General features: G+C 59.3%; 24 protein-coding genes. 12 read left to right on the top strand and 12 right to left on the bottom strand.

Annotation, left to right across the window (positions count from 1 at the left end):
• Nucleotides 1-2 precede the first annotated feature (2 nt).
• From A3OQ_RS22520 to A3OQ_RS0114070, 3 genes are all read right to left on the bottom strand, one after another.
• Nucleotides 3-1,160: an AI-2E family transporter gene (locus tag A3OQ_RS22520; RefSeq protein WP_020176048.1), complete on the bottom strand. Its 1,158-nt coding sequence runs from the start codon at nt 1,158-1,160 to the stop codon at nt 3-5.
• Between the two features lie 84 nt (nt 1,161-1,244).
• A complete protein-coding gene (locus A3OQ_RS0114075; protein ID WP_020176047.1) occupies nt 1,245-1,793 on the bottom strand; it encodes a CDP-alcohol phosphatidyltransferase family protein in 549 nt (182 codons plus the stop codon).
• Nucleotides 1,794-1,904: 111 nt separating this feature from the next.
• The gene (locus A3OQ_RS0114070) at nt 1,905-2,213 is read right to left on the bottom strand and encodes a hypothetical protein (RefSeq protein ID WP_020176046.1); all 309 of its coding nucleotides are present in this window, start codon (nt 2,211-2,213) and stop codon (nt 1,905-1,907) included.
• 206 nt (nt 2,214-2,419) lie between these two features.
• On the opposite strand from A3OQ_RS0114070, the gene purM reads away from it, so the two are divergent.
• Together purM and purN are read left to right on the top strand one after the other, a co-directional pair.
• A complete protein-coding gene (purM, locus tag A3OQ_RS0114065; RefSeq protein ID WP_020176045.1) occupies nt 2,420-3,481 on the top strand; it encodes a phosphoribosylformylglycinamidine cyclo-ligase in 1,062 nt (353 codons plus the stop codon).
• 50 nt (nt 3,482-3,531) lie between these two features.
• Nucleotides 3,532-4,131, top strand: a complete 600-nt coding sequence (gene purN, locus A3OQ_RS0114060) for a phosphoribosylglycinamide formyltransferase (protein ID WP_051116113.1) — start codon at nt 3,532-3,534, stop codon at nt 4,129-4,131.
• Between the two features lie 71 nt (nt 4,132-4,202).
• On the opposite strand, the gene ssuD is transcribed toward purN, so the two are convergent.
• Entirely contained in the window at nt 4,203-5,387 is a 1,185-nt protein-coding gene (ssuD, locus tag A3OQ_RS0114055; protein ID WP_020176043.1) for an FMNH2-dependent alkanesulfonate monooxygenase, read from the bottom strand.
• Between the two features lie 108 nt (nt 5,388-5,495).
• Here ssuD and A3OQ_RS0114050 point away from each other — a divergent pair, with 108 nt between their 5' ends.
• From A3OQ_RS0114050 to A3OQ_RS0114035, 4 genes are read left to right on the top strand one after another with little or no spacing between them, the layout of a single operon-like run.
• Entirely contained in the window at nt 5,496-6,452 is a 957-nt protein-coding gene (locus tag A3OQ_RS0114050; RefSeq protein ID WP_020176042.1) for an aliphatic sulfonate ABC transporter substrate-binding protein, read from the top strand.
• A 56-nt stretch (nt 6,453-6,508) separates the two neighbouring features.
• A complete protein-coding gene (locus A3OQ_RS0114045) occupies nt 6,509-7,462 on the top strand; it encodes an aliphatic sulfonate ABC transporter substrate-binding protein (protein ID WP_020176041.1) in 954 nt (317 codons plus the stop codon).
• Between the two features lie 32 nt (nt 7,463-7,494).
• Nucleotides 7,495-8,340, top strand: a complete 846-nt coding sequence (locus A3OQ_RS0114040) for an ABC transporter permease subunit (RefSeq protein ID WP_020176040.1) — start codon at nt 7,495-7,497, stop codon at nt 8,338-8,340.
• The gene (locus A3OQ_RS0114035; RefSeq protein ID WP_020176039.1) at nt 8,337-9,188 is read left to right on the top strand and encodes an ATP-binding cassette domain-containing protein; all 852 of its coding nucleotides are present in this window, start codon (nt 8,337-8,339) and stop codon (nt 9,186-9,188) included. Before A3OQ_RS0114040 ends, A3OQ_RS0114035 begins: the two co-directional genes overlap by 4 nt.
• Before the next feature lie 16 nt (nt 9,189-9,204).
• Here A3OQ_RS0114035 and A3OQ_RS0114030 read toward each other — a convergent pair whose 3' ends face one another.
• The 3 genes from A3OQ_RS0114030 to A3OQ_RS0114020 all read right to left on the bottom strand — a co-directional run bounded on the left by A3OQ_RS0114030 (nt 9,205) and on the right by A3OQ_RS0114020 (nt 11,339).
• On the bottom strand, nt 9,205-9,753 hold the full coding sequence (locus A3OQ_RS0114030; RefSeq protein WP_040581166.1) for a cupin domain-containing protein: 549 nt from the start codon (nt 9,751-9,753) through the stop codon (nt 9,205-9,207).
• Nucleotides 9,754-9,917: 164 nt separating this feature from the next.
• On the bottom strand, nt 9,918-10,757 hold the full coding sequence (locus A3OQ_RS0114025) for a hypothetical protein (protein ID WP_152428460.1): 840 nt from the start codon (nt 10,755-10,757) through the stop codon (nt 9,918-9,920).
• Between the two features lie 114 nt (nt 10,758-10,871).
• The gene (locus A3OQ_RS0114020) at nt 10,872-11,339 is read right to left on the bottom strand and encodes a hypothetical protein (RefSeq protein ID WP_152428459.1); all 468 of its coding nucleotides are present in this window, start codon (nt 11,337-11,339) and stop codon (nt 10,872-10,874) included.
• A gap of 301 nt (nt 11,340-11,640) precedes the next feature.
• Between A3OQ_RS0114020 and A3OQ_RS0114015 the strand changes: the two genes are divergently transcribed.
• The 5 genes from A3OQ_RS0114015 (at nt 11,641) to A3OQ_RS0113990 (ending at nt 16,562) form a co-directional block, all read left to right on the top strand.
• Nucleotides 11,641-11,850, top strand: coding sequence for a cold-shock protein (locus tag A3OQ_RS0114015; protein WP_026595825.1), 210 nt, complete (start codon nt 11,641-11,643; stop codon nt 11,848-11,850).
• Nucleotides 11,851-12,016: 166 nt separating this feature from the next.
• Nucleotides 12,017-12,316, top strand: coding sequence for a hypothetical protein (locus A3OQ_RS0114010; RefSeq protein ID WP_020176034.1), 300 nt, complete (start codon nt 12,017-12,019; stop codon nt 12,314-12,316).
• A gap of 236 nt (nt 12,317-12,552) precedes the next feature.
• The gene (locus A3OQ_RS0114000) at nt 12,553-13,512 is read left to right on the top strand and encodes a DctP family TRAP transporter solute-binding subunit (RefSeq protein WP_244427153.1); all 960 of its coding nucleotides are present in this window, start codon (nt 12,553-12,555) and stop codon (nt 13,510-13,512) included.
• Nucleotides 13,509-15,491 (top strand): methyl-accepting chemotaxis protein, encoded by a 1,983-nt coding sequence (locus A3OQ_RS23675; RefSeq protein WP_020176031.1) that lies wholly within the window; start codon nt 13,509-13,511, stop codon nt 15,489-15,491. Before A3OQ_RS0114000 ends, A3OQ_RS23675 begins: the two co-directional genes overlap by 4 nt.
• An 81-nt stretch (nt 15,492-15,572) precedes the next feature.
• Complete coding sequence (locus A3OQ_RS0113990; RefSeq protein WP_020176030.1) at nt 15,573-16,562, top strand: SLAC1 anion channel family protein; 990 nt, start codon at nt 15,573-15,575, stop codon at nt 16,560-16,562.
• A 1-nt stretch (nt 16,563) separates the two neighbouring features.
• On the opposite strand, the gene A3OQ_RS22510 is transcribed toward A3OQ_RS0113990, so the two are convergent.
• Complete coding sequence (locus A3OQ_RS22510) at nt 16,564-18,159, bottom strand: FAD-dependent oxidoreductase (protein WP_020176029.1); 1,596 nt, start codon at nt 18,157-18,159, stop codon at nt 16,564-16,566.
• Nucleotides 18,160-18,350: 191 nt separating this feature from the next.
• Here A3OQ_RS22510 and A3OQ_RS0113980 point away from each other — a divergent pair, with 191 nt between their 5' ends.
• The gene (locus A3OQ_RS0113980; protein WP_020176028.1) at nt 18,351-19,721 is read left to right on the top strand and encodes an FAD-containing oxidoreductase; all 1,371 of its coding nucleotides are present in this window, start codon (nt 18,351-18,353) and stop codon (nt 19,719-19,721) included.
• A gap of 21 nt (nt 19,722-19,742) precedes the next feature.
• Here the strand turns inward: A3OQ_RS0113980 and A3OQ_RS22505 are convergent, their stop codons facing one another.
• The 4 genes from A3OQ_RS22505 to rfaE1 form a co-directional block, all read right to left on the bottom strand.
• On the bottom strand, nt 19,743-21,200 hold the full coding sequence (locus A3OQ_RS22505) for an undecaprenyl-phosphate glucose phosphotransferase (RefSeq protein WP_083931592.1): 1,458 nt from the start codon (nt 21,198-21,200) through the stop codon (nt 19,743-19,745).
• Nucleotides 21,201-21,415: 215 nt separating this feature from the next.
• Entirely contained in the window at nt 21,416-21,952 is a 537-nt protein-coding gene (locus A3OQ_RS0113970) for a D-glycero-alpha-D-manno-heptose-1,7-bisphosphate 7-phosphatase (protein WP_020176026.1), read from the bottom strand.
• On the bottom strand, nt 21,949-22,935 hold the full coding sequence (rfaD, locus tag A3OQ_RS0113965; RefSeq protein WP_020176025.1) for an ADP-glyceromanno-heptose 6-epimerase: 987 nt from the start codon (nt 22,933-22,935) through the stop codon (nt 21,949-21,951). The genes A3OQ_RS0113970 and rfaD overlap by 4 nt, the downstream gene beginning before the upstream one ends.
• The gene (rfaE1, locus tag A3OQ_RS0113960) at nt 22,932-24,398 is read right to left on the bottom strand and encodes a D-glycero-beta-D-manno-heptose-7-phosphate kinase (protein WP_020176024.1); all 1,467 of its coding nucleotides are present in this window, start codon (nt 24,396-24,398) and stop codon (nt 22,932-22,934) included. The genes rfaD and rfaE1 overlap by 4 nt, the downstream gene beginning before the upstream one ends.
• Nucleotides 24,399-24,532 lie beyond the last annotated feature (134 nt).

Raw genomic sequence — 24,532 nt, 5'->3', positions numbered from 1 at the left:
TCTCACTGATCCCTATTGGGCTCGTGAGCAGAGGCGACGGCTTCGATCAGGATCGAGGCTTTTTCCGCCGTCGGCAAACTTGTATAAAGCGTACTCAAACGGTAGCGCCGCACCGCAAAGCGCAAGATGACCCCCGTCGCCGCTGCCAAAGGGACGGCGACGATGAGGCCGGTGAAGCCGAACAGGCTGCCAAAGGCGAGAAGCGCGAAGATCAGCCAGACCGGATGCAGCCCGACGGATTGCCCGACCAGTTTCGGCGACAGAATATTGCCTTCCAAAAACTGGCCGATCAGAAAGACGCCGACCGCCGCGGCGAGCAAATGCCAGTTTGGCCAGCCCTGAACGATCGCGACGATGCAGGAAACCACCAAAACCGTCAAAGACCCGACATAGGGAATGAAGCTCAAAACCCCGCCCGTAATGCCGATCAGCAGGCCGAAATTGAGCCCGATAACCGAGAGGCCAAGCCCGTACCAGAGGCCGAGAAAAAGACAGACGAGCGACTGCCCGCGCAGAAAGCCGGCCATGGCCGCGTCGACTTCGCGGGCAAGGCCGCGCACGACCTCGCGGTGGCGCAGCGGCACAAGACCGTCGATCGTCGCGATCATCTTGTCCCAGTCGAGCAGCATGTAAAAGGCGACGACAGGCGTCACGACAATGAGCGACAAGACGCTGACGAGCGCGGTGGTCCGGCTCCAAACCGAATTCAGGAAGGTCGCGGCCCAGGCCGCCGCCTGCGAGACCAAATCGCTGCTCGGCGCGCGGCTATCGCCGCCGGATGGAAGCGACAGGCCGAGTTTCTCCAGCAAAACCCCGCCATAGCCGTTCGTGAAATAGGCGCTTTGCTGCGCGAGGAGCTCCTGTATTTTTTTCACATAGTCCGGGAGGGATTGAATCAGGGCCGCGAGCTGATGCCCGAGGATCGGAACCAGCAATATGATGATCAAGGCGAGGATCAGCACAAAACCGGCGAGAATGATCAGCGTCGCGCCGAGGCGGTTCAACCCCAGCCGTTCAAGCCGGTCGGCAACAGGATCGAGCAGATAGCCAAGACAGAAGGCGGCGGCGAAAGGCAGAAGAACGCCACTGAAAATCCAAAGAAATAGAATCAGAAGTGCGAAGGCGGCGACCCAGAAACTGATCTGCCATTCGATCCGCATCTTGTGACCTTCCCGAACTCAAAGCTAAGCTGCAAATCTCTCTAGATCACGTTCATGACAAAGCCGGACCTGCTCCATCATGCTCTAAAGACCAATATGACGTATCCATCGCCACAAATACGCGGCGAGCGAAGCAAGCGTCAAAGTTGCGACGAGGTAAAGCAAAATCTCGAACCAGCCGTTCAAGCTGAAATCGAAGGCCTTGGCGGCGAGAACCAGAGCCGCGAAGCTGATCTGCACGGTCGTATTGAGTTTCGAGATCAGCAGCGGTTTGATTTCGACCGGTTTATCGACGAGCCAGGACATGACGATCGCGCCGATGATCATCAGGTCGCGGGCGACGACGATGATCGCCAGCGGCGCCGGGATCACCTGCACGATGGCAAGTGCCACATAGATCGAGACGAGGAGCGCCTTGTCGGCGACGGGATCGAGAAAAGCGCCGAGTTCCGTCGTCAGTTTGAATGTCTTGGCGAGCCAGCCGTCGACGGCGTCCGAAATACCGGCGATCACAAAAACCAGAAAGGCTTCGGGCCAGCGCTGCGTGGCGATCATGGCGATCACCACGGGCACGAGAAACAGCCTCGCGAGCGTAATCAGATTGGGCAGGCTGCCGAACCGCGACAAGCTCATCCGGTTGCACGATAAAAAGAGGGCAATCGATTCATCTGATGTGCCGGTCTCCGCCGTTCTCAGGGCTTGGCTATGGCGCGGGCGCGCTGTGCCCGACCACGGATTTACCCTTTATTGATTCATGCAAGCCTTGAACGGCGTGTCGTTGGTTTTGAGCGCTTTCATCGAATCGGTGCAGAGCTGGACGATCGAGGCGCGGGTCTCGGGGCTTTCGGCGCTCGCCCTCGCGGTCATGGTCGATTCCATGATCGTTTTCTCGAAAGCCAACTTTTCGGCCCCGGCCATAATTTGCAATCCACAGGCTTCATATCGGCTGAGAAAGGCGTCGCATTCGGGAATTCCGGTCGGATCGGCAGCGAAAGCCGGCAAGGAGACGCCGAGGCACAGCGGGATAGCAGCGATAATGTGCAGCAAACGCATTGAAACCACCTTGATATTTGATCAGGAGCCAAGGCATTAGGACGCAGGCACTCTTTTGGTCAAGTCTTGCGGCCAAGCCCATCTGTCTTGCCTTGGCGGGGCCAAGAGTCTAGAGCCTCTTTGGTCCGAAATCGCGGCTTTGGCCCAAGATCAAGACGCTTTTTGCGGGCTTAGCCCGCGATCTATGCTTAACGGCCAAACCGGACATGACGCCAGATAAGGGTCTTACCTACGCGGATGCCGGTGTCGACATCGATGCCGGCAATGCCATGGTCGACAAGATCAAGCCCCTCGTGCGCGCCACGCGGCGGCCTGGCGCCGACGCCGAGATCGGTGGCTTCGGCGGCTTGTTCGATCTCAAAGCCGCGGGCTTTAGCGATCCGATCCTGGTCGGCGCGAATGACGGCGTCGGCACAAAGGTCAAGATTGCGATCGAAAGCGGGCTGCACGCGACAATCGGGATCGATCTTGTCGCCATGTGCGTCAACGACCTCATCGTGCAAGGCGCCGAGCCGCTTTTCTTCCTCGACTATTACGCGACCGGCAAACTCGATCCCGCCGTCGGCGCCGAGATCGTCGCCGGCATAGCGCGCGGCTGTATCGAGGCCGGCGCCGCCTTGATCGGCGGCGAGACGGCGGAAATGCCGGGGCTTTATAGCGAAGGCGATTATGATCTCGCGGGCTTCGCGGTCGGCGCCGTCGAACGCGGCGCTCTGCTGCCGAAGGATGTGGCTCTTGGAGACGTGGTCTTCGGCCTGCCCGCCTCCGGCGTTCATTCGAATGGCTTTTCGCTGGTGCGCAAGATCGTCGCCGCGAGCACGCTCAAGTGGGCGGATGACGCGCCTTTCGCTGCCGGGCAGACGCTTGCGCAAGCTTTGCTGACACCAACGCGCATCTATGTGAAGCCGCTTCTGCAAGCCCTCAAAGACACGGCCTCGATCAAGGCGCTGGCGCATATTACCGGCGGCGGCTTCGTCGATAATCTGCCGCGCATTCTGCCGGACGGCCTTGGCATCTCGCTCGATCTTGGCAAGATCGCAGTGCCGCCAGTGTTTCGCTGGCTCGCCGCGAAAGGCAATATCGCGGAGGCCGAAATGCTGCGCACCTTCAATTGCGGGATCGGCATGGTCGTCGTCGCGGCGGCGAGCCAAAAGACCGAAGTCGAGGCGGCATTGCGCCGCGCAGGAGAAGATCCGATTTTATTTGGGGGGATCGTCCAAGCGCGCGATGATCGGCGCGTCTTCTTTTCAGGGCGGCTTGATCTTTGAACTTCAACCGCAAGCGCACGGCGATCCTGATTTCCGGCGGCGGATCGAATATGCGCAGCCTTGTCGAAAGCGCACGGGATGCGGCGCATCCGGCCGAAATCGTGCTCGTTTTGTCAAACCGGCCGGAGGCCGGCGGATTGAGTTTCGCCAAGGAGGCAGGCATCGCGACGGCGGCCGTCGATCATAAGATCTACGCTGGGCGCGAGGAATTCGAACGCTCCATGCAGATTCTGCTGGAGCTTCATCGCGTCGAACTCATCTGCCTTGCAGGCTTCATGCGCATGCTGACGCCGGGCTTCGTCAATGCCTGGAGCGGCAGGCTTCTCAACATCCACCCTGCCCTGTTGCCGTCTTATCGCGGTCTTCACACGCATCAGCGTGCGCTCGAAGATGGAGTCAAAATCCATGGCTGCACGGTGCATTTCGTGGCGCCTGCCATGGACGAGGGCCCGATTATTGCGCAGGCAGCCGTCGCCGTGCTCGACGATGATACCCCAGAGACGCTCGCCACCCGCGTGCTCGAACAGGAGCATCTGATCTATCCGCAAGCGCTGGCTCTGATCGCTTCCGGCCGCTATCGCATCGAGGGCAACCGCGTGATCTCGACGGATCATGCGCCGGAGCCGCAGCCGCTGCGCGTGCCGGGGTGAGCGACTGATCTTCCTAGATCTGTAAACGCATGATCTTATCCGAAAAGTCTGCAACTTTTCGAGATCATGCCCTACGACGCCGACACGCGTACCGGCGGCGTATAGCTATTTCCGACGACCTCGCCGAAGGGCCCGCGATTGGCGCTGGCCGTCTTCGGCGCATGGGTCGATGCGGCGAGTGGCAAAAGCGGCAGAACGAGTTCGGCGAAGCGATAGGCTTCCTCGAGATGCGGATAGCCGGACAGGATGAATGTATCGATGCCGAGGCTCATATATTCCTTCATGCGGGCCGCGACCGTCTCCGGATCGCCGACGAGCGCGGTTCCCGCCCCGCCCCGCGCGAGCCCGACGCCTGCCCAAAGATTGGGCGAGATCTCAAGCTTGTCGCGGCGTCCGCCATGCAACGCCGTCATGCGCTGCTGCCCGACGGAATCATAAGCGGAAAAGGCCTTCTGCGCGGAAGCGATCGTCTCGTCGTCGAGATGCTTGATGAGATCGTCGGCCGCGGCCCAGGCCTGCGCATTGGTTTCCCGCACGATCACATGCAGCCGGATGCCAAAGGTGAGCGAGCGGCCCTGTGCCGCCGCGAGCTTGCGCATGGTCTCGATCTTTTCGCCGACCTGTTGCGGCGGCTCGCCCCAGGTCAGATATTTGTCGATGGTGCGCGCCGCGATCGTCTGTGCCACATCGGACGAGCCGCCGAAATACAGCGGCGGCAGAGGCGTCTGATAGGGCGGATAGATCAAGCTGCCGTCTTCGACATGAAGATGCTTGCCCTTAGCGCTGACCGTCTCGCCTTTGAGCAAACGGATATAAATATCGAGAAATTCGTCGGTGATTTCGTAGCGTTCGGCATGATCGAGAAAAATGCCGTCGCCGCGATTTTCGACGGGATCGCCGCCCGTGACGACATTGATCAAAAGCCTGCCCTTGGACAAGCGATCGAGGGTCGCCGTCATCCGAGCAGCCAAAGTCGGCGACAGCAATCCCGGCCGCACGGCGACGAGAAATTTCAACCGCTCGGTCAAAGCGATGAGAGACGCCGCCACGACCCAGGAATCCTCGCAGGACCGGCCCGTCGGCAAAAGCACGCCGGCAAAGCCGAGTTCGTCGGCTGCTTGCGCGATCTGCGCGAGATAACGATGCGTGACCTCGCGTGCGCCATATCCGGTGCCGAGATAGCGGCCGTCGCCATGGGTGGGCAGGAACCAAAGAACATCGCAATTGGCGGCGGCGCGCGGAGCGGAAAAAGACATGGCTGATCTCCTTTGTGTGGAGAAGGATATGTCATAGCCGCATTAAGTTGACAATATCTATGAACTATAGGAATTTACTGGTCTGATGTGAAAATAGGTGTCTTTTCAATGCAGCGTCGGCAAGCTTTGCAATTATTCGGTGCGGTTCTGGCACTTGCCACATTTGGCAAGGCCGCCGCGGGCCGCGCCGCCGGCGGGGTCAAGGAAATCCGCATTGGCTATCAGAAAGCGGGCATTTCCACCGTTATTAAGCAGAGACAAACGTTGGAAGCCGCCTTCAGGCCCCAGGGCATAGGCATTCAATGGGTTGAATTCGCCTTCGGTCCGCCGATTCTCGAAGGAATCAATACGGGCAATCTCGACTTCGGATTCACTGGAGACACGCCACCGATTTTCGCACAGGCGGCGACGCCCAACCTCGTCTATGTCGCAACCCTGCCCGAGCATTACGCGGAAGGCATTGTCGTGCAGGACGCCTCGCCGATCAAATCTCTGGCTGACCTCAAAGGCAAGAAGATCGGCTTCGGCAAAGCCTCGAGCGCCCACGCGACATTGCTCTATGCCTTGGAAAAGGCAGGCCTCGCCTATTCCGATATCGAGCCCGTCTATCTCGCGCCCGCCGACGCGCTCGCGGCTTTCACCCGCGGCAGCATCGATGCCTGGTCGATTTGGGACCCTTATCTTTCGATCGCGCAAACTGGAAAAGTACGCGTGATCGCTTACGCGGCCGATGTCCGACAGGCGAACACCTACTTTCTCGCGAACAAGGATTTTGCCGCCAATAGCGCTGCAACCCTATCGAAGCTCCTCGACGCGATCGCCATCGACACGCGCTGGGCCGGCGAGCATCACGCGGAAGCGGCGCAAGCGATCCACGATGCAAGCGGCATCGATCTCCAAGCGATCCGCACCACGATCGATCGATCGAACTTCGTCGTGCGGCCGACGACGGATGCCGACGCTGCGATCCAGCAAGGTACGGCTGACCGCTTCCTGAAGATCGGCCTTTTGCCGAAGCCCATCAAGGTCAGCGAAATCGTCTGGAAGTGGACGCCTTCGACTTGAGTGATCATCGGCCATTGCTTTAATCGAATTCGCTTCGGCGACGGAAAGGTGCCTTTATGCAGCGTCGGCAAGCCTTGCAACTGATCCTATCCAGCCTTGCAGGCGTCTTGGCAAAAGCCGCCACGCCTGCCTTTGCCGGTGAGGTAAACGAAATCAGGATCGGATATCAAAAATCGGGTCTTCTCCCTGTTCTGAAACAGAGGCAAACACTCGATGCCGTGTTCAAACCGCAAGGCATCGCAATCAAATGGGTCGAGTTTTCCTTTGGGCCTCCGATCCTTGAAGGTATCAACACAGGCAATCTCGATTTTGGCTACACAGGCGATGCACCGCCTGTTTTCGCGCAGGCGGCTTCCGCCAATCTTGTCTACGCGGCAACGCTGCCGGGCAATTCGGCCAATGGCATTCTCGTCAAGGACGCAGCACCGCTCAAAAGGCTCGCCGACCTCAAGGGCAAAAGGGTCGGTTTTGGCAAAGCGTCGAGCGCTCATACGACTGTCCTTTACGCCCTCGACAAGGCAGGCCTTTCCTATTCCGATATAGAACCTGTCTATCTCTCGCCGCCCGATGGCGTGGCGGCCTTCGCGCGCGGTTCTATCGATGCCTGGGCGATTTGGGATCCCTATTACGCAATTTCTCAAGGCAGCGGTGCGCGAGTCCTCGCGGATGGAAACGAAGTTCATACACCGCAGTCCTTCTTTCTCGCTAATAAGGCTTTCGCTGCCAATCACGGCGACCTTCTAGCGAAGCTTCTGAACGCGATTGCGATCGATCTCGCATGGGCCGATACGCATCGCGATGCTGTCGCCCAGACGAATTATGAGGTGAGCGGCACCGACCTTGAAGCACTGCGTAAGGCCGTCGCCCGGACGCAATATACAATTCAGCCTTTCTCCGCGGCGGACGCTGAAAGTCAGCAAGACATTGCCAACCGCTTTCTCAAGATCGGGCTTTTGCCGAAGCCTGTCGACGTTCGTGACATCGTCTGGAAATGGACACCTGCGACCTAAGCGGTCACCACGCACAGGAGATGGGATAGAGAATGAGCGATACCCCTTGGATCGCTTCGGCCGAGATAGCGCCCGTGCGGCGCGCCGGCGGTTTGCGCTTTTCCTTCGGGCTGGGGCCTGGCTTCCTTGCCTGGATCGTGCCTGCGCTGCTGATCGGCTTTTGGCAGGTCGCCTCATCGGTCGGCTGGATCTCCGATACTGTTCTGCCCTCGCCGCTGAAGGTCGCGGCGGCCGGCTGGACGGTGGCTAAATCGGGTGCGCTTTTTAAGAATGTCGAAGTGAGCTTCTTGCGTGCCATGGCCGGCCTGCTCGTCGGAGGCGCTATCGGCTTTGCCTTCGGCCTCGCCAATGGCGTATCGAAACGCTCCGAACATCTGACCGATTCAACCCTTCAGATGCTGCGCAATATTCCGCATCTCTCCTTGATCCCGCTGGTCATCCTATGGTTCGGCATAGGCGAGGAAGCCAAGCTCTTTCTCGTCGCGCTCGGCGTCTTCTTTCCGATCTATCTGAACACTTTGCACGGCGTCAGGACGATCGACCCGCAGCTTCTCGAAATGGGAAAGAGCTACGGCATGACGAATTTCATGCTGTTTCGCCGGATCATTCTGCCGGGCGCCATGCCGTCGATCCTGGTCGGCTTGCGTTTCGCGCTCGGCATCATGTGGCTGACTTTGATCGTCGCCGAAACCATCGCCGCGCAATCGGGCATCGGCTATATGGCGATGCAGGCTCGCGAGTTCTTGCAGGTCGATCTCGTCGTCTTTGCCATTCTCATCTACGCGCTTCTCGGCAAGCTCGCGGATTCGGTCGCCCGTATTCTCGAGCACCGATGCCTGAAATGGCATCCGAGCTTTCAAAGCGAGCGCCGCGCATGAACTTCATTGATAAGACCACCGTGGAACTCAACGCGCAACCTGTCGCCCCACTTCCGGATTTCGAGGCGCAGTTCCGTCAGCCTCCCCCTTCAGGCATTTCACTCGCCTTGCGCGGCATCGTCAAAGCCTTCGGTCCGCGTACGATTCTGCGCGATCTCGATCTGCATGTACCGGCAGGGCAATTCGTGGCGATCGTCGGACGCAGCGGCTGCGGCAAGAGCACTTTGCTGCGGCTTGTCGGCGGTCTCGACCAGCCGACTCAAGGCCGCATTGCCTTCGGTGAAGACGAGCCGCGGACGGCCGGCGAAAGCCCCGTGCGCGTGATGTTTCAAGAGCCGCGGCTTTTGCCTTGGGCGAATATCCTGGCCAATGTGGAAATAGGCCTCGGCGCCCAACGCAAGACAAAGCTCGCGGGCGAGCGTGCGTGCGAAACGCTGCGTGCCGTCGGACTTGAGGACCGTGGCGCCGAATGGCCGTCCGTTCTCTCCGGCGGTCAGAAGCAGCGCGTAGCGCTGGCCCGCGCACTTGTCAGCCGGCCACGGCTTCTGGCTTTCGACGAACCGCTTGGCGCGCTCGATGCGTTGACGCGCATCGAGATGCAGCAATTTCTGGAACAGATCTGGCTGCGTGACCGCTTCACCGCTTTGCTGGTCACGCATGATGTCATGGAAGCGCTGACCCTTGCCGACCGGCTGCTGATGATCGAAAACGGATCGATCACGCTCGATCTCGCCATCGATCTGCCACGTCCGCGCCGACGCGGCTCCGTTGATCTCGCTTTGCTTGAAGAGCGGATCTTGAAGCGCCTGCTGCGCGAAGACGCAGCGCTGCCCGAATATGCGATCTAGGCCCTAACGTCGGATCTTAACGCGGGTTGCCGCTGCCCGCCGCAACCGGCTTCACAGAAGCCGCGATCGCACGAATCTCGTCTGCGGCGGCCGGATATTTCTTCGCCAGCACGTCGAGATCGCCGAGTTCGACATCCGCTGGAATGACACCCGGCCATTCCGTGCTCGCGCCCAGGAACCAGCGCTGCTGTCCGATCAACCGCGCCGTGTGGAACGTGTTGCCGGGAATCAGCAATTGCACATGATGCCCAGCGCGGAGGTCAGGTCCGACGATGACGCGTTCGCTCGTGCCGTCCCTATGCAAAAGGAACACCTCGAGCGGATCACCGAGATAATAATGATAGAGCTGATCGTTACGAATGCGGTGCAGACGCACCGGAGCGCTCGGCGTCACCAAGAAATAAAGTGCCGAGCCAAGAGGCCGCGCCTCCGCGAAAGGTGCTGGAAGTGTTCCCTGCGCGAGCTCGTGCTTGCTCGTAAAGGTCACCCGCACGAAGCCGCATGTTGCATTGGGCTCGAGTTTCAGCAAGCTGATGATCTCATCCGCAGTCAGCTCGCTGGTCATGGCCTTGCCTTTCGATGCTGCGAACGGCGCCGTTAATAAAGCGGCGACCGCAAGCGCTGCTTTCTGCAACATTCGTCGGCGGCCGGCAATCGAAGGGTCACGTTTCGACAAAGTTGGCTCCTCATTTGCTGCGACAGGGTCATCTTGCCGAAGAGGCCGGCGCGCTAGCTGTGCTCCGGCTGGCGTCTGCGCCTGAGCCAAGCCCAAATGCCGCCGCCGATCGGAATGAGGATCGTAACCCATATCCAGGATAAGTCTTCGCCATATTTTTTGATCGTTTCGAGCCAGTCTTCGATGGTTTCGGTCTTGCTCACATCGACGCTGATGGTCTTCTTGAATGTGTTGATGGTTCGCCGATCGTCCTTGCCGTCGATCGTCAATATGGCGTCGAAACTCAGAATGAGAATTTGAGCGCCCGCAGATTTTGGCGTGACCTCCCAGGTCCAGCCCGTCGTATCGCTCTTTGAAATCCATTGTTCCTGCGGACCGGAAGGTGAAATGTCGAATGCACTTCCGCCGCTGAGTGTCGCGGCCATCCTGTCGGCTATTTTAAGGCTTGCACCTTCGCTTGCCCCCGCCTCGTCGATCAGCTTTTTGAGCTGATCCTGATCGAGCTTGGTCGAAAGCTTCGCCTCGATGACGAGCGCTTTGTTGATGGCTGCATGGTCTGGAACATTGAAGGCGATATTCGCATCGACGAGATCGGCCAGCGCTTGATCGACCGCGTTTAATGCCGTGCTCGCACCCGGTGCGAGTGAGGGAGCTGCTTTGTGATAGGCATGCGTATGGCCAGGCGCCGGAAGCGGCGTGGGGTCCGGTGCCACGGCCGAGCCCGCTCTGATATCGTCGTGCCAGCCGCTTGAGGAAAACGTCGAGCGGTTCGAGGCGCCGATGGAGGCGAGAATCACGGTTATGAAAATCACCGCGACGAGACAAACGAGCGTTCCAGTCAGCAGCAACTTGTGCCTGATCGCATATGTCCGGAAATTTGTAATAAAAAACATGACGACCATCGCCGTCTCGAAAGCAATGGCCTTACCATAATACAGATGCGAAGCCGGTTCCAGTTCGATGAATGCAATTCATCGACTCGTACAGCGATACCGCGGCGGAAACTTCTAGGCCAAGCGGGGCTTCATGCGGCTGTTGAAATTATCCGCAACGATCGTCGTCCATTCATCGGCAAACAGATTGAGCGTTTGCAAAAACGGATTGTCGCTCAGCGGGAAAAATTGCTGGCGCGTCAGATCGACCATGTGGCTATCCGTCTGCACGACGAAATGAACCCAGCTCGCTTGATTGCCGAGATCGAGCCAGCGTTGATCGGCGGTCGGCGCATCGGTGAGAAGTCCCGAGCAGCGCATGACCGCAGCGTGAATGCCGTTCGACAGCAATTCGTCCGCGAGCTTGTGCGAAATCGAACGGCAATTGTTGAAGCTGACTTCAACCAGGGACGCATGTTTTTGAATGAGATCGGTTTCGGAAGAAAACCATGAAGATGCGTGATCCGCGGGACGCGGGTCATTCGAACCATTATTCATGTCGGCGCTTTCGGCTGCAGGCGAGAGCGGAAGTCTCTCAGCCACCGACGCCCGTAGAAAATGGCCGGTGATAAGTAAACTATGCGCGTGATTCAGACCAAAAGCCAGGAGCAATCTTGCCGCGGTTCCAAGGTTTTCAACGCAATACCGGCTCAGGCAAGGCTAGTTCGTCGGCAAATGCACTAGCAATCGGCAGAATATGCGTTATATTTAGATCAATCGACTCCTGCTGCGCTACGCTTACTAGGGCCGTCTCGCTCTACTGCGCGCGGATCCGACAAGCCGAACTTCTCAGACTCGATGGCCGCCGGGCTAATCCGGTAATCTTTTGCCAATGGAGGCTGATATGGCTAACGGCACAGTGAAATGGTTCAACACCGATAAGGGTTATGGGTTCATCAAGCCGCAAGATGGCAGCAAGGACGTATTCGTCCATATTTCCGCTGTTGAGCGCTCCGATCTGCGCACACTCACCGAAGGTCAGGTGATCGCTTATGAGCTCCAGCGCGATCAGCGTTCGGGCAAGGAAAGCGCCGTCAACCTGCGGTCGGCTTAAGTCCGGCTTCACCTCTCCGAAGCGCGCGGGTTTTCGCTTAAGGTTTACCCATCGCGATCGGAACCTGGCCGAATGGCCTTGATTTGGATGACGGGCTGGCGGATGCGCCGGCCCTGATTGCCCTCTCAAAGGCTTTATTCGCCTCATTAGTTAAGGACGCTCGGTTATGAGTATCACCGACATGATTCCCACCCTCGACGACGCGGCGCTCGCCAATCTGCGAAGCAATGCGTCGCGGCTCGAAGCGACAGGCGTCGGACCGCGCCAGAAAGAAGCAGCGCTTCTTTTGCCGTTGATCGACGCGGAACTTGCGACCCGTAAAGCCAATGGCGTGAAGACGATCCGCGCTGCGCGCGTGACCAAAGCAGGCACCAAAACGGCCGCGCCGAAAAAGGCTGCACCGAAAAAGGCTGCAAAGAAGGTCGTTGTCGCTGCCGAAGCAGACGCCGAGGCCGACGACGAGTAGTGGCGGGCGAGACAAGTCTCGCCATGCCTGCCAGCCGTCCATGCGTAATTGTGCTTATGAAAAATTAACTCAGAACTAGGATAGTTGAGCCTCGCCACTCGGAAACTAGGTGGCCGGTGTCAAACTCAACTCGTTCTCAATCAAAAATCTTTTCCGCCGCGATCTCCCGAGCCGCCATTTTTGCGGCGGCGCTTTGCATCGGTTGCGCAAATCAGGCGGCGGCCTCAGCCAAGATCTTGAGATTTGGTTATATTCTATCGCCCGACTCGCAGTTGGGTGAAGGCGAAAAGGTTTTCGCCGCCGAGGTCGCGGCGCGCACCGGCGGGCGCTTCATCATCGAAGATTATCCAAACGCCATGCTCGGCGGCGAAGTCGCCATGATGAATGACGTGAAGCTCGGCGCGCTCGATGTGGCTTTTATCACCGGCGCTCCGCTGCCCAAGCTCTTGCCCGAGGCGGGTGTCTTCAACATTCCGTTTCTGTTTCGCGATGCCGGCGAGGCGCGCGTCGTTCTCGACGGGCCGATCGGCAACGACTACCTCACGAAATTCAACCAGACCGGCCTCCACGCGTTAGCCTGGGGCGAGAACGGCATGCGCCACATCACGAATTCGAAACGGCCGATCCGCACGCCGGAGGATCTTGCCGGTTTGAAGCTGCGATTGCCGCAATCCGATGTGATGACGGCGGGGTTCAAGGCGCTCGGCGCCGACGTCCAGCAAATCCCCTTTCCGCGTGTTTATGGCACATTACGCGGCGGCAGCGTCGATGGCGAGGAGAACCCCATCGCGACAATCCTGTCGACCAAATTCTACGAGGTGCAAACCTATCTGACGCTCACAGGGCACGTCTACGATCCCGCCGTCATCATCATGTCGGCCGATGCATTCGATGCCCTATCCGAGGCCGACAAGCGCATTTTCAAGGAGGCTGCACGGCTCGCAGGCCGACAGTCGCGCAAGATCGCCTCGGAAGTCGAAAGAACGGGAGTAGCCACCCTGAAAGCCAATGGCATGGTGGTCATCGAAAAAGTCGATAAGCTCGCCTTCGCAGAACGCGTCGCCGCCGCGTCGCCCGAGTTCGAAAAGGAATTTGGCCGCGACGAGATCGAAAAGATCAAGAGCGCGGCCGCTGCGGCAAGCCAAATGGAAGGGCCAGCGGCGGAGGCAGCCGAACCCGGCCGGACGCCGCAATGACGATCAAGTTTCGCGTCGTCGGCGCCTTCGTCATCGTTCTGGTCCTCCTGATCGCGCTTGGCATGAACTCGCTCATTGCGATCATGGCGGTCCAAAAGGAGGCACAGCAGGTCAAGACGGGCGTGGTCTACACTGCCGATATCGCCGACTTCACGGCCCAGGTCCGCACGATGTTGGGACTGGCGACCCTATACGCGGCAAGCGAGAACGCCTCCGACTTGGAACTCCTGAACGCCACAGTGCAAAAACTCCAAACCGCCGCGGCGAAGCTCAACGATCGCCGGCAGGACGGGATTGACGGCGCGCTTGAGACGCTTCAGGTCGAAATGAAAGACTATTTCGGCAGCCTGAATACGATCACCGGTTTGGTTGGCGCGCGCCAAAGGCAGGCGATCAAGGCCAGCGAAGCAGCGACCGATATCGAGGTGATCGCCTCGGCCATCGCTCAACATGCGGGTGCGGACCCCGACATATCGCTCCAGGCGGTGCGGCTGCTGGACGGCGCCGAAGCGAGCGGTATTTCCGCCTTCCGCTATCGTTCGTCCCGCAATCCGGCCGACATCGAGGCGGCCAAGCGGTGGCTGGAAATTGCCAAATCGGCGCGTTCGGCCTTGCTGGCCAATCCGGCATTGGATCAGCGCTTGAAGAAATTCGCTATGGCCCTCGCAGAACCGATGGCCGCTTATGAAGATGCCATATTAGGCATCGAATCCGGCACGGCCGCCGTCGCGAAAGCTTCTGTTGATTGGAAAGCCTCGGGCGACAAATTGCTCGCAGACGGGGTGAGATCGCGGCGCGCCAGCGGCGACATGGAACACGATGCCATCATGCGCATGCTGCAGTCGATTTCGGTCGCACGCATCGTCGATCTAGCCGGAACCGCGCTTGCCCTTGGCATAGGCATTTTTCTGGCTTTCGCCCTCGTGCGCGATATCGCGCATCCTCTCATCAAGATCACCGAGGCAATGCGAAAGCTGGCCGCCGGTGCGCTTGAAACATGCATTCCGTTCGCGGGCCGGCACGACGAGGTGGGTGCGATGGCCAAGGCGGTCGCCGTGTTTCGAGACGGCCTGCTCCGCGTGCGGACGCTCGATGCGGAAAAAGACGACGAGCGGCTGTCGAAGCAGGTGCGCATTCAGCGGCTGGAGGCGTTGAACTCGGCTTTCGAAGCAGAGGTGGGCTCCTATACCTCGTCGCTATGCGATGCGGCGGCAAAAATGACCGGTGCGGCGAAGGCGTTGCTCGATATTGCCGCGCAGACCAACGATCGCTCCGCCAATGTCGCGGCGGCGGCGGAAGATGCGACCGCGCATGTCCGCCTCGTCGCGACAAGCACCGAAGAAGTGTCGACGACCGTCAACGAGATCGACCGGCAGGTCTCGACATCGACCGAAATGGCACGGCGCGCCGTCGCACGCGCGGAGGACGCCGACGTCAACGTCCGGGCCCTCCTCGCCGGTGCGCAAAAGATCGGCGACGTGGTCGTCTTGATCCAATCCATCGCGCAGGAAACCAACCTGCTCTCTCTGAATGCGACGATCGAAGCCGCCCGCGCCGGCGAGGCCGGTCGCGGATTTGCGGTCGTCGCAAGCGAAGTCAAGCAGCTTGCCGTCGCCACAGGGAGGGCAACCGACGAGATCAGGCGGCAAATCGGCCATATTCAGGAGGCAATGCAGGCCGCCGCCAATACCATCGAAGACATCAGGCTGGCGATCGGCGCGATGGACGATAATACGGTCAATATCGCCAAGGCCGTGGAAGACCAATCATCGGCGATAAGATTCATAACGTCGAGCGCCGCCAAAGCCGCTGCGGGTGCCGACGAAGTCACGTTCAATATAGCCGATGTGAGGAAGGCTTCCGGATCGACCGACGCTGCCGCGCGCCAGGTTCTCGCCGCGGCCGAAGGCATGGCGACGCGGGCCGAGGCAATGAATAAAAAGGTCGGCGATTTTCTGAAGCAGATGAGAAGCGCCTGATTGCGAGGATGCACAATTGACCGGACAGGCTTATGTCCTTAACTCTGGCGCCCGCGCAGTATCTGTCGAGGCGATCCAGCCATGAGAGACATCACCAAGCTTGCCGCAGAACAGCATCTCGAATATCTGCCGATCTCGCTCTTCGGTTCAGTCATGGGGCTGACCGGATTGAGCGTTGCCTGGCACCTTGCTCAAGCGCGCTATGGAACGCCTGAATGGATCACCGAAGTGATCGGCGCGATCGCTGTGATTGCCTTCATGGCAGTGTCCCTCGGCTATGCGGTCAAGCTCGTGACCGCCCCTGAGGCGGTTCAAGCCGAGTTCAATCATCCAATCGCCGGCAATCTGTTCGGGACATTTCTGATTAGCCTGCTCTTGCTGCCGATCGTCGTCGCGCCGGTCAGTCTGCTGCTGGCGCAAATGATCTGGAGCATCGGCACGCTCGGCATGCTGATCTTCGCCTGGATCATCGTCAGCCGCTGGATGAGCGAACGTCAACAGGTCGCGCATGCGACTCCCGCTTGGATCATCCCGGTGGTCGGGCTATCGGATCTGCCGCTCGCCGTGCCTTCGCTCAACTTGCCGCCGATGCTGCATGAGGTGATGGTGTTCGGCCTCGCGGTCGGGCTGTTCTTTGCCGTGCCGCTCTTCACGCTGATCTTTTCCCGCCTGGTCTTCGAGCCGCCGATTCCGGACGCGCTGCAGCCGACGCTGATGATCCTCGTCGCACCTTTTGCCGTCGGCGCTTCAAGCTATGTTGTGACCGTCGGACAGTTCGATCTTTTTGCGCAGTCGCTCTATATGATGACCCTGTTCATACTGGCGGTGCTGGTCGGAAGGCTTCGTTATCTCAGCGTCTGCTGCCCCTTCAGAGTCTCCTGGTGGGCCGTCAGCTTCCCGCTTGCGGCCTCGGCCATCGTCGCGCTTCGCTATGCGACCGCCGAGCGGAGCCTCTTCGCTGATGCAATTGCGTGGCTGCTTCTTGCCTTCGCGACCCTGATCATTTTGGCACTTCTGGTTCGCACGCTGGTCGGCGTCGCGCGGGGCGAGCTGCGAACACTCAGCAGCTAGATCAAGCTGCCTTCGCCACCTTGCTCAAAGGCAGTCTGGCCGGCTCCCATCCGGCGTCCGAAAGCGCATGCGCGGACGGCATGTCGCCGCCAAGGAAGAGCGCATGCAAGGCCGCTGTCTTGTCGCTCTCGCCCGCTCCGAGCCCCGCGACGATTTTATCGCCTTGGAGATAATAGGCCATGAAATTGCCGGAGGCGGGATCGCCCTCGATATGAACGGTGTCGAATGTCTTGGTGAGGCCGACAAGGCTCAGCATCCAATGTTGATGCGTCCAGAAGAAAGGAATGCCTGTAAAGGGCGCCATGTCGCCCAGCATGGCACGGGCCGCATGGCGGCCCAATTGCTCCGCGAGCCGCCAATGTTCGATGCGGATATGAGCGCCCGCTACGAAATGACTTGGGAAAGAGGCGACGTCACCCGCGACCCAGAGGCCATCGGCCGCCTTCAGCGTTTCATCCACCGTGATGCCGCCATCCTGTGAAAGGCTCGCGCCTTCGATCATCTCGACGCGCGGCTTTGCACCCGTCCCAAGCAAGACAAGATCGGCGGGAATAAGCTCGCCGGAGGCAAGCCGGACACCCGAGACCCTTCCGTCTTTTCCTTCGAGCGCCGTGACCGATGCTTCGAGCTTTATGTCCGTGCCGGCTGCGCGATGCGCCGCGATCAGAGCCTCGGCAATCTGGTCGCCAAACACGCGCGCGAAGGGCTTCGGGTCCGGCGTGACCACGGTCACCAGCTTCTTCGCGTCGGCGAAAACGGCGGCTGTTTCCATACCGATGAAGCCGCTGCCGACAATGACGATCGCCTTGGCTTCGGACGCCGCGAGCTTCAGGCGGAGCCCATCCGATTTGGAACGCAATGTGTAGACGCCCAAAAGATCCGTGCCTGCAATGTCGGGCACGCGCGCGGCACATCCGGGCGCCGCGAGGCAAGCTTCATAAGCAAACGCGCTGCCGTCTGCGAAAATGATCTTCTTGTTTGCCGCGTCGATTTTCGCGACCGTGCGATCAAGGATCAGTTCGATGCCTTTTTCCGCGAGCTTCTCTTTGCTGATGATTTCCAGCTCCTCCATCGAGGTTTCGCTGGCGAGGAAAGATTTGGACAAAGCCGTGCGGTCATAGGGTGCGTCCTTTTCCATCGAGATCAACAGAATGCGCCCGTCATAACCTTGACGGCGCAATTCCTCGGCGCCTGCGCGGCCGGCTGCGCCCGCACCGACGACGGCAAAGATTTTATCGCTCTTATGCGATGCGACATCGTCGATCTCGTCCCGGCTTTCCTTGGCCGTCTGATCGTCGAAAGACACGATGACGGCGCCGTTCTCGACCTTCGTGCTGAACGCGGTCAGGCGGCCCTCGCCCGGCGGTTCAAGATGCTCGCCCGACGCCAGATCGAACATGGCGTGATGCCATGGGCAGATCACGCAACCGCCGACGCGCACGCCATCGGCAAGCGGCGCGCCCTGATGCGTGCAATGGCCGCCGACCGCCGTCACTTCATTGCCGTTCCGTGACAAGAGAAGGCAAAGGCCCATGACATCAAAGGCGTGCATCCCGCCATCAGGAATGTCAGCCAATTCCGCGACGCGATGATCCATGTCCGCTCTCCCATTCAAGCGACTTCAAGCGACAAAGTTCGCCCGTGACAACGCTCGGTTCTTGCAGCGGTTCCTTGCTTGGAATCGCGCGTGAATTTGAAATCGCGGCATGGCCAGTGTGACGCTCGCGGTCTAAATAGGCTAGGATGCCTTTCTCAGAAAGGATCAGCGTCAGAGAGGATCAGCCGCCGATGGAAGCCAGCTTCGATGCGATCGTGATCGGCGCCGGTCAGGCCGGGCCATCGCTTACAGGAAGGCTCACCGCGGCTGGCATGACGGTCGCCATGGTCGAGCGCAAATTATTCGGCGGGACCTGCGTCAACACCGGCTGCACGCCGACAAAGACACTTGTCGCCAGCGCCTATGCAGCACATCTCGCGCGCCGCGCCGCCGACTACGGCGTGAATGCCGGTCCGGTCACGGTGGATATGGCCGCCGTAAAGGCCCGCAAAGACGCTGTCTCGAAAGCCTCGCGCGACGGCGTCGAAGGCTGGCTTCTCCATATGGAGCGCTGCAGAGTCTATCACGATCATGCCCGATTCATATCTCGGAATTCGGTGCGTGTCGGAGACGATACGCTTACCGCGCCGCGCATCTTCATCAATGTCGGCGGACGCGCCCGCGTTCCTGCGATGCCGGGTTTGGATCAAGTCAAGATCCTGACCAATACCAGCATTCTCGATCTCGACACCCTGCCCCGGCATCTTGTGATCGTCGGCGGCAGCTATATCGGGTTGGAGTTCGCGCAAATCTACCGGCGCCTTGGAAGCGAAGTGACGGTGATCGAAATGATGCCGCGCCTTATCGCGCGCGAGGACGAAGATGTGTCGGCGGCGGTGAAAGACATCCTCGAAGCCGAAGGCATATCGGTCCGGCTGGGTGCCGAATGCGTCCGTTTTGAAGCGCGCGGCAACGATATAGCCGCCGGCGTCAATTGCGGATCGGGCGAGCCGGAAGTCGTCGGCAGCCATCTCCTCATGGCCGTCGGCCGGCTGCCCAATACCGACGATCTCGGTCTTGAAGCCGCTGGCGTAGCGCTGGATCAGCGCGGCTATATCGTGACGGACGATCAGCTCCAGACCAACGTGCCGGGCATCTGGGCGCTCGGCGATTGCAACGGCCGCGGCGCCTTCACCCATACGGCCTATAATGATTTCGAGATCGTGGCCGCCAATCTGCTCGACGGCGAGACACGAAGGGTCAGCGACAGGATCTTGGGCTATGCGCTCTATATCGACCCACCGCTCGGCCGCGTCGGGCTGACCGAGACCGCGGCCCGTCACGCGGGACACAAGGTGCGTATCGGAATGCGGCCCATGACGCGCGTTGCGCGCGCGGTCGAGAAAGGCGAAACGCAAGGCTTCATGAAACTCGTCGTCGATGCCGGGAGCAATCAGATCCTCGGCGCGGCTATCCTCGGCGTCGGCGGTGACGAGGCCGTGCATGGCGTGATCGACATCATGAATGCCAAGGCGCCGTACACGGTTTTGCAACACGCCATGCCGATCCATCCGACCGTGTCCGAACTCATCCCGACTGTGCTTGGCGAGTTGAAACCATGACACGGCCAGCGTCGGCTCAGATCAATAGGCTTCCTGCTTCAGAACCTCAAAGGCGGTTTTCAATAGAATGAAGACATCAAGCCAAAGCGACCAATTGTTGATGTACCAAATGTCGAATTCGACGCGTCTTTGCATGCGCTCCAAATGCGCCGTCTCGCCGCGCAAGCCATTGATCTGAGCCCAGCCGGTGATGCCGGGTTTGACATGGTGCCGGAAGCAATAGGTTTCGATCACGGACTTATATTGATCGTCATGCGCAAGCGCGTGCGGGCGCGGGCCGACGAGCGACATATTTCCTTTCAGGACGTTGAACAGTTGCGGCAGCTCATCAATGCTGGCGCGCCGCAACAGACGTCCGACGCGCGTCACGCGCGGGTCTTGGCGCCTTGCCTGCGTGATCTCTTGACCGTCTTCGAGGACCCGCATGGTCCTGAATTTATAAATGCTGAATTGGTGCTGGTCGAAGCCGTTGCGTCGTTGCCGGAAGATGATGGGCCCGGCACTGTCGAGCTTGACCGCCAAGGCGGTGGCGGCGAAGACCGGCAACAGAATAAAAATGGCGAGGAACGCCAAAATCACATCGACGAAGCGTTTCGCCGCGCGTTCCGCCACGGTCATCGGCGCGCGCTGCATTTCAACGGTGATAGCCGAACTGATCGACGAATCCGTGCGCCGACCATCGATCGCAGAGCGTACCACGCGGTCTGGAAGAAGCCTTGCCGGCAATGGCGAGTTGCGCAAAGCATCGCCAATTTCGCCAAGCAAGCGGTTTTGACTCCATCCAACCGCGATCACGAATTCCTCGGCTTGCGATTGACGCGCGAGAGCCACCGCTTTTTCGAGCGCGAGGCGGCGTGAATCGTCCGCCATATTTGCTGCGTCGAGGACGATGCGGCCGACTTCCTTCAATCCGAACTGATGCAGAAGATTGGCCGCGTTGAGCTGTCCGAGCTCGTCGACATCGCCGATCACGACGGCGGCGCGGCCTGCGATCGATTGGTTCGCGATCTTCGAACGGACGACCACGGCCGCCATCGATCGCGTTGCAAGAAGAAGCGGCAATTCGAAAATCGAGAAGGTCAGAAACGACCCTCGCGAGAGATCGCCACCGATCTTGAGCAGGAAAAGAAGGGCCGTGAGCACCAGGAGTCCGAAAGCCCAGACCATGGCGATTTTTGTGAAATTGCGTGCGGGATCGAGAATTTGCGGCAGCCGGTAAAGCTCGGCCGAACGCGCCAGAGACAGATGGATAAGCGCAGCCATCAAGCCGATGCCGGTCGCGACGTCTATTGCGAAGATCCCGCCCAGCCAGAAGCGCTGATAGATGGCCTGGCCGATGATGCTTGCCGAGATAATGCCCAAGATCTCGGTCAGGCCCACGAGATGGCCTATGGTTTGATACGAGAAGCGAAGCGGAGGAACGAAGCCCCAAATCCGTTCCGGTGTTTCCAGCCCGCTAAAAGTTGATTGAACACCCATAAACGCAACTCATGGTTAACAAATTGTTAAGCATCGAGTTACCACTTCTGCTACGAAGCAACAAGGATTGCGGTGTCAATATACCGAGCCAGCCTAAACTGAACCATATTACGTGCAAATGGCACAAACATCCAATCAATACGGTATTTTGACCGAATGCACTTCGGGCCTTTCGAAGTTGACTAATTGAAGACAATAAGACGCAGTCATCATCGCTATTTTGTGATGATCAGGTCGCTCGCATCGAGAATGGAGGCGCAAACCGCGGCGCCGACACTATGGGCGTAGTCGACCTCCCCGGCGCCATACCCTGTGGTGACGAGAATGCCGCGGGCTCCGACCGCGGTGGCGAGATCGAGGTCCGCGCGTTTGTCGCCAATGACGAACGATTGGCGTGGATCGAGATCAAGATCGCGGCATGCGGCTTCGATCATCCCAGGCCGAGGCTTGCGGCAGTTGCAGGCCATGTCCGGGGTATGCGGGCAGACATACCAGCCCGAAATCTCGATCGCCTGCTCCTTTAAAAGCTCGTCGACGCGCGCATTGACGGCCTTGAGCCGGTCCATCGTGAAATAGCCGCGCCCCACGCCGGATTGATTGGAAACGACGACGAGCGGGAAACCTTGCTGCTGGAGAAGGCGCAAGCCTTCGGCGACGCCGTCCAGCAATTCGACTTGCGCCGGATCCGACAAATAGTTTTTTTCAACGATGATGGTGCCGTCGCGATCGAGGAAAACAGCGGGACGGCTCACCTGTAGCGATCCTCTTGAAGCAGGTGGCATTCGAGATAATCCTCGATGGCCTTTTCGAGAGTTAGGAACTCGAACTTCATGCCGACGGATCTTGCCTTCGTCATGTCGGCTTCGGTGAAATATTGATAGCGGTCGCGAATGAGCTCCGGCATCTCGATGAACTCGATGTCGACGCGCTTATTGAGCCGCGCGAGAAGGACTTGTGCAATATCGAGAAAGGAGCGTGCGGTCCCCGCGCCCAAATTAAAAATGCCGCTGACATTCGGGTTTTCCAGGAACCAGAGAACCGCGCGGGTGCAGTCCTTCACATAGACAAAATCCCGTCTTTGATCGCCATCCGCAATGTTCGCACGATAGGATTTGAACAGACGCAGGTGCTCGCCCGCCTGAACCGTGTCGAACAGCTTGACGACAACGCTGCGCATGTCGTCCTTGTGATATTCGTTCGGTCCGAAAACGTTGAAGAACTTCAGGCCCACCCATTGCGGCGGCTGAGGCGCGCCGGCGGCGACGCGGTTTGCGAAAATATCGTCGACGGCTTTCTTGCTCCAGCCATAGGCATTGAGCGGCCGCAAGGCTTTGAGCGAAGCCGGATCGTCGCGATCGAAAAACTCGGATTCCTTGCCGCCGTAAGTAGCGGCCGAGGATGCATAGATGAACGGGACTTGCGCCTCGGCGCACCAGTCCCATAAAGCGACGCTATAGCGGATATTCAGCGTAGCGAGCCTATCGACATCGCGCTCCGTCGTCGCAGATATGGCGCCCATGTGGATGATTGCTTCGATAGCGGAGCGATTGGCGTCGAGGAACTCGAGAGTCTTCTCCGGTTCGATGAAGGCGGCAATCGAGCGTTTGGCGAGATTGCGCCATTTCTCCCCGGTGCCGAACCAGTCGGCGACGGCGATGGGGCCCTTCCCGGCGGCTTCCAAATCGGCGACGATATTCGAGCCGATAAAGCCGGCTGCGCCCGTGACAATGATCATAATGCGCTCCCGCCACCAACTGAGGCAATCAGTTTCGTGGTGCTGCGGTCGGGGACCAGTTCGCATCGGAGCACGCAGCCGCCATGGCTTAAAACGAAGTCGGCGCCGACAATATCCTTCAGCTCGTAGTCGGCGCCCTTCACCAAGACATCCGGGATGATGTGCTCGATGATCTCTTGCGGCGTGTCTTGATCGAAGACGATGACCGCATCGACCATGTTAAGCGCGGCGATCAAATGCGCTCTGTCTGTTTCCGAATTGACCGGCCGCGTCGGACCTTTCAGCCGCCGTGTCGATGCATCGCTGTTCAAACCGACGATCAGGCGATCGCAATTGGATCTGGCGAAATTGAGCAGCCGGAGATGACCGACATGGAGGATATCGAAACAGCCATTCGTGAAGCCGATACGCAAGCCGTCGCGGCGCCATAATGCGACGCGCGAGCTTGCCTCGTCCCACGACAAAAGGCGCGTTTCGAAGCCCAATTCGTGAAACCGCTCCAGTTGAAAAAATTCGTCGAGAAGTTCGGTTCGCGTGACCGTCGCCGTACCGTGCTTTGCGACGGCGATCCCCGCTGCGGTATTGGCGAGAAAAGCAGCGTCTTCGAGACTCGTCGCCGCGCCGAGCGCGAGCGAGAGGGTTGCGATAACCGTATCGCCTGCGCCGACCACATCGGAGACTTCGCGGGCCGATGCTGCGATATGGACCGGGGGCGCTTTGCGGGTGATGAGCGTCATGCCCTTATCGCCCCTCGTGACCAAAATGCTTTCGATGGTCGTGCGCTGCAAAATGCTCTGCCCCGCGGCCACGGCCGATTCATCGTCGACGGCGGGATCGAGGCCGGTTGCCACCTGGACCTCTTTCGAATTCGGTGTGATCAGCGTCGCTCCGGAATAACGTTCGAGCCGCGCCGATTTCGGATCGACAATGACGGGCACGCCATGTTCGCGGGCAAAGCGGATGACGCCGCCGATCACGCGATCGCTCAGAACGCCCTTGGCATAATCCGATAGGATAACGACGTGGTGGTCCGGCAGAAGCGCCTGCGCGGCTGCGAGAAGCTCGTCTTCGAGTTCGGCCGGCACGCCATCGGCGCATTCGCGATCGGCGCGGATGATGTGCTGGCCTTGTGCGACATAGCGAATTTTTTCCGTCGTCGGACGATTGGCAGCCTCGATAAGCCTAATGGAAATCCGCGGATCCTCGCCCAAGGCGGCGAGGAGATCCTGCCCGGCCTCGTCTTTCCCGATCAAGCCCACAAGCGTGCATTGACCGCTCAAGGAACTGATGTTGCGCGCGACATTCGCTGCGCCGCCTGGAATTGCGGCCGTGGTGTTAATTGAAATCACCGGCACCGGACTTTCGGGCGAGATACGTTTCACGTCGCCGCCGATGAAACGGTCGAGCATGACATCGCCGATGCAGAGAATTTTGACCGAGCTGAACTTGTCTATCACTGACATTGCTGACCTTGGGCAATAGAGGCGGAACGCCCCAAAGGCTCGATTGCTAGCTGTTTAGCCTTGTCGCAACTTGATTGCAAAAATGCCAGCTCTTTGCTGTCGACTAAAAATACCGTTGTATATCAATGATTTAA

This window comes from Methyloferula stellata AR4, assembly GCF_000385335.1.
In the GTDB taxonomy this organism is placed as follows: domain Bacteria; phylum Pseudomonadota; class Alphaproteobacteria; order Rhizobiales; family Beijerinckiaceae; genus Methyloferula; species Methyloferula stellata.
This window is presented reverse-complemented; position numbering and strand designations above follow the sequence as displayed.